The 6,016-nt window shown below is 52.4% G+C and carries 7 protein-coding genes; 3 read left to right on the top strand and 4 right to left on the bottom strand.

Annotated features, from left to right (window positions below; translation table 11 throughout):
• Window positions 1-380: 380 nt before the first annotated feature.
• The 4 genes from QZ268_RS19860 to QZ268_RS19845 form a co-directional block, all read right to left on the bottom strand.
• A complete protein-coding gene (locus QZ268_RS19860; protein WP_295455919.1) occupies window positions 381-872 on the bottom strand; it encodes a DUF2937 family protein in 492 nt (163 codons plus the stop codon).
• A 135-nt stretch (window positions 873-1,007) separates the two neighbouring features.
• Window positions 1,008-1,181 (bottom strand): hypothetical protein, encoded by a 174-nt coding sequence (locus tag QZ268_RS19855; RefSeq protein WP_295455917.1) that lies wholly within the window; start codon window positions 1,179-1,181, stop codon window positions 1,008-1,010.
• A complete protein-coding gene (locus tag QZ268_RS19850; protein ID WP_295455915.1) occupies window positions 1,178-2,482 on the bottom strand; it encodes a DUF6538 domain-containing protein in 1,305 nt (434 codons plus the stop codon). The genes QZ268_RS19855 and QZ268_RS19850 overlap by 4 nt, the downstream gene beginning before the upstream one ends.
• 216 nt (window positions 2,483-2,698) lie before the next feature.
• On the bottom strand, window positions 2,699-2,821 hold the full coding sequence (locus QZ268_RS19845) for a hypothetical protein (RefSeq protein ID WP_295455913.1): 123 nt from the start codon (window positions 2,819-2,821) through the stop codon (window positions 2,699-2,701).
• Window positions 2,822-2,952: 131 nt separating this feature from the next.
• Between QZ268_RS19845 and QZ268_RS19840 the strand changes: the two genes are divergently transcribed.
• The 3 genes from QZ268_RS19840 to QZ268_RS19830 all read left to right on the top strand — a co-directional run bounded on the left by QZ268_RS19840 (window position 2,953) and on the right by QZ268_RS19830 (window position 5,982).
• Window positions 2,953-4,062 carry a type I restriction enzyme HsdR N-terminal domain-containing protein gene (locus tag QZ268_RS19840; protein ID WP_295455912.1) on the top strand — a complete coding sequence of 370 codons (1,110 nt, stop codon included), beginning with the start codon at window positions 2,953-2,955 and terminating at the stop codon, window positions 4,060-4,062.
• 130 nt (window positions 4,063-4,192) lie between these two features.
• Window positions 4,193-4,642 (top strand): hypothetical protein, encoded by a 450-nt coding sequence (locus QZ268_RS19835; RefSeq protein ID WP_295455910.1) that lies wholly within the window; start codon window positions 4,193-4,195, stop codon window positions 4,640-4,642.
• A 44-nt stretch (window positions 4,643-4,686) separates the two neighbouring features.
• Entirely contained in the window at window positions 4,687-5,982 is a 1,296-nt protein-coding gene (locus tag QZ268_RS19830) for a PD-(D/E)XK nuclease family protein (protein WP_295455909.1), read from the top strand.
• Window positions 5,983-6,016: the final 34 nt, after the last annotated feature.

Raw genomic sequence — 6,016 nt, 5'->3', positions numbered from 1 at the left:
GCTTCAAGGCCAGCTCAGAGGCTGCAAACAAAACCACAAAGGAGGCCACCTCATTGACCAAAGCATAGCGACCGATACATAACTAAGAGCGGGTCAAATCTCGGTGACAATACCGGGTCAGTTCTCAATGACATTCAACAGACAGACGGTGAAATCCAAGATCGGTACGGGCTCCTTATTATTGTTATCGTTGACCCTCCACATTGGGAGGAAGGCCCTCCTAACGTTATCGATATCAGTTTGCAAGGGGGTGGCTGATAATTGGCCTTGGTTCTGAAAAAAAGCAAAGTGATCGCCCCCGGCCAGCACGAAGCCAGCAGAGGGTGTCGTCATTTGTTTTTCCAGGGCAACACTTACTGCTCCGAACTCAACCACTCGAACTAAGCAAAAGCTCTACGAGAAAGAACAACGGTCACGCCAAGTAGGATTGAGGCTAGGAGAGCGCCAAGGAAGAATCCTAGGCCTGCGAAGACCATGCCCATGAGCGTCAACTGAACTGCAGGTTGGTAACTTTTCCAGACAGCCCCAAGTGCTTCCGTATCAGACATATGATGAATAAGCTGCAACCTGGACAAGGCGTTTGCGCCTTCGAGTGAGGCTAAGTTTTCTTGCAACAAATCCAATCGGGTGATCGCTTTAACCATGTCTTCCTTACGGCGGACGATGAAATCACTCCCAGTCATTTGCTCGAGGGCTTCTTCCTGAGTGAGGCCTTCTTTTTGGGCGGATGCATTGAAATCGTCGACAACCATTTGCAGCGAGTCAACGGCCCCGCCTAGGCGCTGAACATATTGTTGAGAGAATTCAGGGAACTGGGACATGGTTGCAGCGCCAGAAATACCCGCGATCAAAGTCAGTGTTTTGGTTATCATTCGTGGATCAACCCCCACTCGAACTAGCAATAAAATTGAGAACTATGGAGCTCATACTCATGGGCTAAACTGGATACGGCAAGAAAAAAGCAAAGTGGCCACCCCCGGCCAGCACGAAGCCAGCCGAGGGTGTTGTTACGAGACCTTCCTGCTCAGCACGTATTCAGCCAACCAGCGCCAGTAGTCGTCCGCATCTTCAAAGCCCTGAGCGCGGGCGGCCAGATCTTCAGCGTCCCCACGAGAAAGGCCGCCATCGTGTTCAGCGATAGCGGCCCTCTCTTCAAACCAGTCAATGTCCGGGACTGTCATGACCCCGGTAGCCTAATTTGATCGACTATGCCCCGTTTCTGCTCATCACTGATGCCCGCTGAGTAGATCCCATAGGTCAGCCCGTTCTCTGACCGTGCCGATTGATGGCCGACTAGAGATGCGGTCCAATGCTCAGGAACACCGGTTCGCTCGCACTGGGTCACGAACCACTTGCGGGTTGAATGGAACACCAGACCGGGTCGCTCCAGTCTCAGCCTTCGTCGAAGAACCGCAAACCCCTTGGTCACATGAGCGACGGTCAGGTCAGGGAACAGAGGGCCTGCTGACGGTAGCTGACGAAAGACCTCATCTAGGGCGGGATGAACGGGAACGAGCCTTTCAGCAGCGTCGGTCTTCAGCAACCGCAGCTCATTTGGTCTGACCCAAACGAAACAGCCCAAGTTTCCCTTCGCTACGAGATCTTCCCGTAGCAGCCCTACTGCTTCCCCCGCACGCATTCCTGAAAGAAGGCAGGTCAGCAGTACCGGGTTGAGCTCGTCTCCAGCACCAAGCAACCGAGAGACTTCCTCGTCAGTCGGCACGGCGTAGGGTCGAGGACGGACTTTCTGATCAAAGCGAACCGATCGAAACGGATTGACCTCCAAGACCCCCTCGTAGACGCACCAGTCCAGCCAGTGATTGACCTGAGACCACACGCGTCGCTGAGTTCTGGCCGTGATCTTGACCGTCCCGTTTTCCGAGTGAGCCACAGCCCGGTCGAGAGACAGCCCTCTCGTCCTTTCAGAACGACCGATCAGAGGGGACAGCTTCGAGATCAGCCCAAGAAACTCTCGCCCGTCATCACGGTTCAGACTGCACACCGACCGTTCACCGTACTTCGAAGCGAACAGCTCCACTGAATAGCGCACCGACTTAAACCCACCAGGCCGAAGCTCCTTACTTCTGAGACGAAGGTACGCTCTGCTCTGGTCACGAACTGGGGTTTTCTGAGGCGTGGTCAATCGCTGGTACTCAGGAGCGGCTCTAGCAGCTCCAGAGTGCTCCAGAGCGGCCCGTAGGTGATCAAGTGCAGCAGTTGGGCTCTCAACCCATTCAGGGCGGCTAGAACTGCCCTCTGTGGCAGACAGGACGGTCTCAGCCGTCGCCCGCACTTCAGCAACCTGGGTCTCAAAGCGGGCATTGGTTTCAGCGGCGCGAACTCTGGCGGTCACCGCGTCGCCGGTCTTCAGGCTTTGTTTCAGGACGCTCTGACCAAGAACCAGAGCAACGTCCTTGGGCCAATGGCGTCTGAACAACCAAGTATGGTCCTTCAAGTACGCGTAACGTATCTGAGCAGACATGGGTCTCCTCCTTTTGAATGAATTGTTGAGGGGGGTAGGCTTACTCAGCCGTGGAGTGGACCCGTAGGATCAGGTCGTGGTCGGGCTCGCCGTATTCTCCAGCCATTGGGCCAGTCACGGAGTAGCCGCCAACGCAGTCATCGAAGACGTAGTCCACGCGGAACAAATGCTCCGGCCAGTCCTCTGACGCTCGAATGATAACGATGTCGCCTTCGGTCAGTTCAACCATAGCAGCACCGCAACGATGATCAGCCAGACCAAGACTTCGTCCCCCTTGGAAAGCCGGGACTTGGGGGCCTTGGAGTGCTTCAGGACGAAGCGAAGTAGATTTGAAAGCATGATAAACCTCCGTAGTTGCTATCGTTTTAGATACGGAGGACGCCTCGCTTTTAGGTCTTTTTGATCTGCATCGTTTTCAATCAAGAGGATATGTGCTCAACTCCGTCCCATTGATTGATTTGAGGGGCATCATGCAGGTCATTTCCGGGAATACTGTGCAAGCGGCACCAGGCTACAATGAAACCGAAATCCGCTTTCATGTCGTCGATCCGATTATTCGTAAACTCGGGTATCCCGACCATGACAATGTGTATCTAAACCTCGAAGAAAAACTGGAGTACCCTTATGCGCACATTGGGCGGCGCTCTAAGAAGGATGTACCTCTGGGGTTTCCAGACTACCGTGCAGGCTTGAAAGGAGCGCGTGGGAGCTTCGTCATCGAAGCTAAAGGGGGCAGCGTTTCCATTGCATCCCTTGAGGTGGAGCAGGCACATTCTTATGCAGCTCACGCCCAAGTAGGAGCAAACTACTTTGTCCTATGCAACGGTAGTGCAGTTCTGGTGTACGAGACTCTTTCTGGGCCTGGAGCCGAGCCCCTAGCGATTTTACCGTTGAACGAAGTCAATGACAGGTTTCACGAACTTGAGAATATCCTTGCTCCAGCTAGCCTTGCCAAGAATTGCCATGTCCACCACGATATGAAGCTTAAGCTTGCGGAGGGTCTCGGTTCTTCTGTTGAAATCAGATCTGGAAACTACCAACTCTCAGATTACCACTACCGTTTCATGATGAACGGACAGGATATCACTGCTATCATTCAACAGGCTGCTCCACAGTTAGATCAACAGTTAGAGCTCATGAAAACGTCCTTTGAGTTGCGGGTTGTAGGTGGTATCGCTGAGCGGGGCGAAGATGGATACATTACCGCAAATGTCGAGTTCAGTGGTGCTACCATCCATAATCAACAGGCTATGGAGCTCATGGGGATCACCGAAGCTTCATTTGCCACGGCTGATGAGTTTATCTCCACGGATCCAGACAGCCCAACCATCTTTGAATCCACGAAGGATTTTGCAGTTTCTAAGGGGGCTATGATTCCGCAATTATTCGGTGGAGCGTCTCCTATGGAAAGTGATCTGGCGGGGGACATGTTCATAAAAGCAGCAATGCACTACCGTGACGGCAAGATTTTGGGCGAGTACATAGCGCTCTCAGATATGAATATTCCTGTTCCGAATTCTTCGCCTATGGTTGGTGAGATGAGCTTTTCAGGCACCTTCGAACTCACGTTAGGTACATGACTTGAATGAAGCCACGACGGAAGCTCCCACCGGTCCAGGCTCTGCGGCTACAATCGTGAGACACGCAAGATGCACTCACCCGGTGTGCTCCTTGCACTAATTTGTCTCCCTCGCCATTCCAGGACTGCAAATGCTTAATCCTTTCAAGTTGATACGGCGGACCATATTCTTGGTTTGGTTATGCATAGGTTTGGCATCTGGCGCGGCGACGCTGGCAGCTTGGGCTTTTAGCCTCTCCACTCAAGTTGCCACCCTGACAGCAAACGCGGCTTCAACTGCCATTCGGCACAGAAAGCAAATCACGAAGGCAGTAGCCAAGGCAAAGGCCAAGGGGCGTGTCCGACGCGTCCTCGTCGCAGTCCCTGCAGTTGGCACGGTGGCCGCTTTCGCTTTCGAGGCGCAAGACTACTATGCTTGGGAAGCCGAGAACCCCGACGGAACAGCTGCCGATTACGCATGTGAAGTCGCCGAACTAAGTGCTGAAGTGGTCGATGAGGTTTTGCAAGAGTTGCCAGAGATGACACGCCCAAGCCCTGACGCGGTGCTGGCCATGATGCCGAATTGCGAAGCGGCTAACTAGTGCTTTGCCCTACGAAAAACACTCACGTTGCGAGAGGCTAAGCCATGTCTACTGCCATAGAAGTTAAAGAAATTTCAGACCTAGTTATGAAGTCTCAAGATTTTTCAGAACTGAGTGACCGACTAGATGTCTACTGCCCGTTTGAAGCGCTCTCAGTAGCTAGGTTAGAGATTCGGCATTCAAACTTTCTTGCTGATCTGATTGACCCTCGCCGCCCTCACGGATTTGATGATATCTGTACTAGGGCGTTTTTGGAAACCCTCCTTTCCTCGGCCGAGGAACCAACGCTTTTACTGAAATTACATCTTGCTGAACTTGGAGAAATCGAGGTTCTGCGAGAGTGGCGAAATATTGACTTGCTTTTGCGGCTCCCTGGACCGTCTCCAGCGGAGGACCTAATCTTCGTCGTTGAACTCAAGGTCGAAGCCAGTGAAAGTAGAGGGCAACTAGAAAAGTATGCCGCGTCAGTTCGTGAAACTTGGCCCGAAGCACAGCATTTCTTTTTCTTTCTTACAGCTCGATCAGATGAAGCAAGTGATCCAATCTGGACCAACGTTGAGTTTTTGTCTCTAGTCCAGAGCTTGGAAGCTGCCAATAACGGTCACATCGGTGAACCGAAGGCACGGATGATGCTTGGATCCTATACTCAAATGCTCAGGAGAAGATACTTGGAAGATCAGACCATCGAAGAGCTGGCTCAAAAAATCTGGGCAAAGCATAGAAACGCCCTGGAATTTCTCGCTGATAGACGTCCGAACCCAGCACATGACTTGGCACGTCAAATTGCGGACGATGAGACTGTGCGCATACTCAATGAAGCTCTTGATGGATCTGGCCTGTCAGTAGTTATGGATGCCAATAACGCACGATATGTCAGGCTTGCGGTTGTTCAATGGGACCGCTTTCAGGCCATGGCATCAGCGACGGGGTGGACACCCTCTAACCGTATTTTGCTCTGCGAAATTGAGATCTCGGACACTACGGTTTCGGCTAGAATGGTTATCGGACGTGGGAGACAGGAGGATAGGCAAAGCTTTTACTCGGCCCTTAAAAATGGTGGTGCAATCAAAGAAAACGCTCGCCCGCTGTCTCCCGAATTCAGCCGCGTTGTTACGAAGTCCATTAGAAGTAGGGTTCAGATGGAAAAGCTACTCCAAAAGGGGTTTGAGAAAACGGATGTTCACAAGATTAGGACTGAAATATCAGAATTCTACAGTGAACTCTTACCCTTGTTGGTTGTGTCTCGAATCTGGTGGAAATTCTCTGGCGGCGTTCTCCGAGCATGTGGATTTGGGCCTGATCAGGCCGCGAGGTCAAGTCTGATCGGGGCGATGGGCTGAGCCAAGGTTTCCCAGCCATCGACCTTTCGCATCT

The sequence above is a fragment of the uncultured Pseudophaeobacter sp. genome, from assembly GCA_905479575.1.
Classification (GTDB): Bacteria; Pseudomonadota; Alphaproteobacteria; order Rhodobacterales; family Rhodobacteraceae; genus Pseudophaeobacter.
This window is presented reverse-complemented; position numbering and strand designations above follow the sequence as displayed.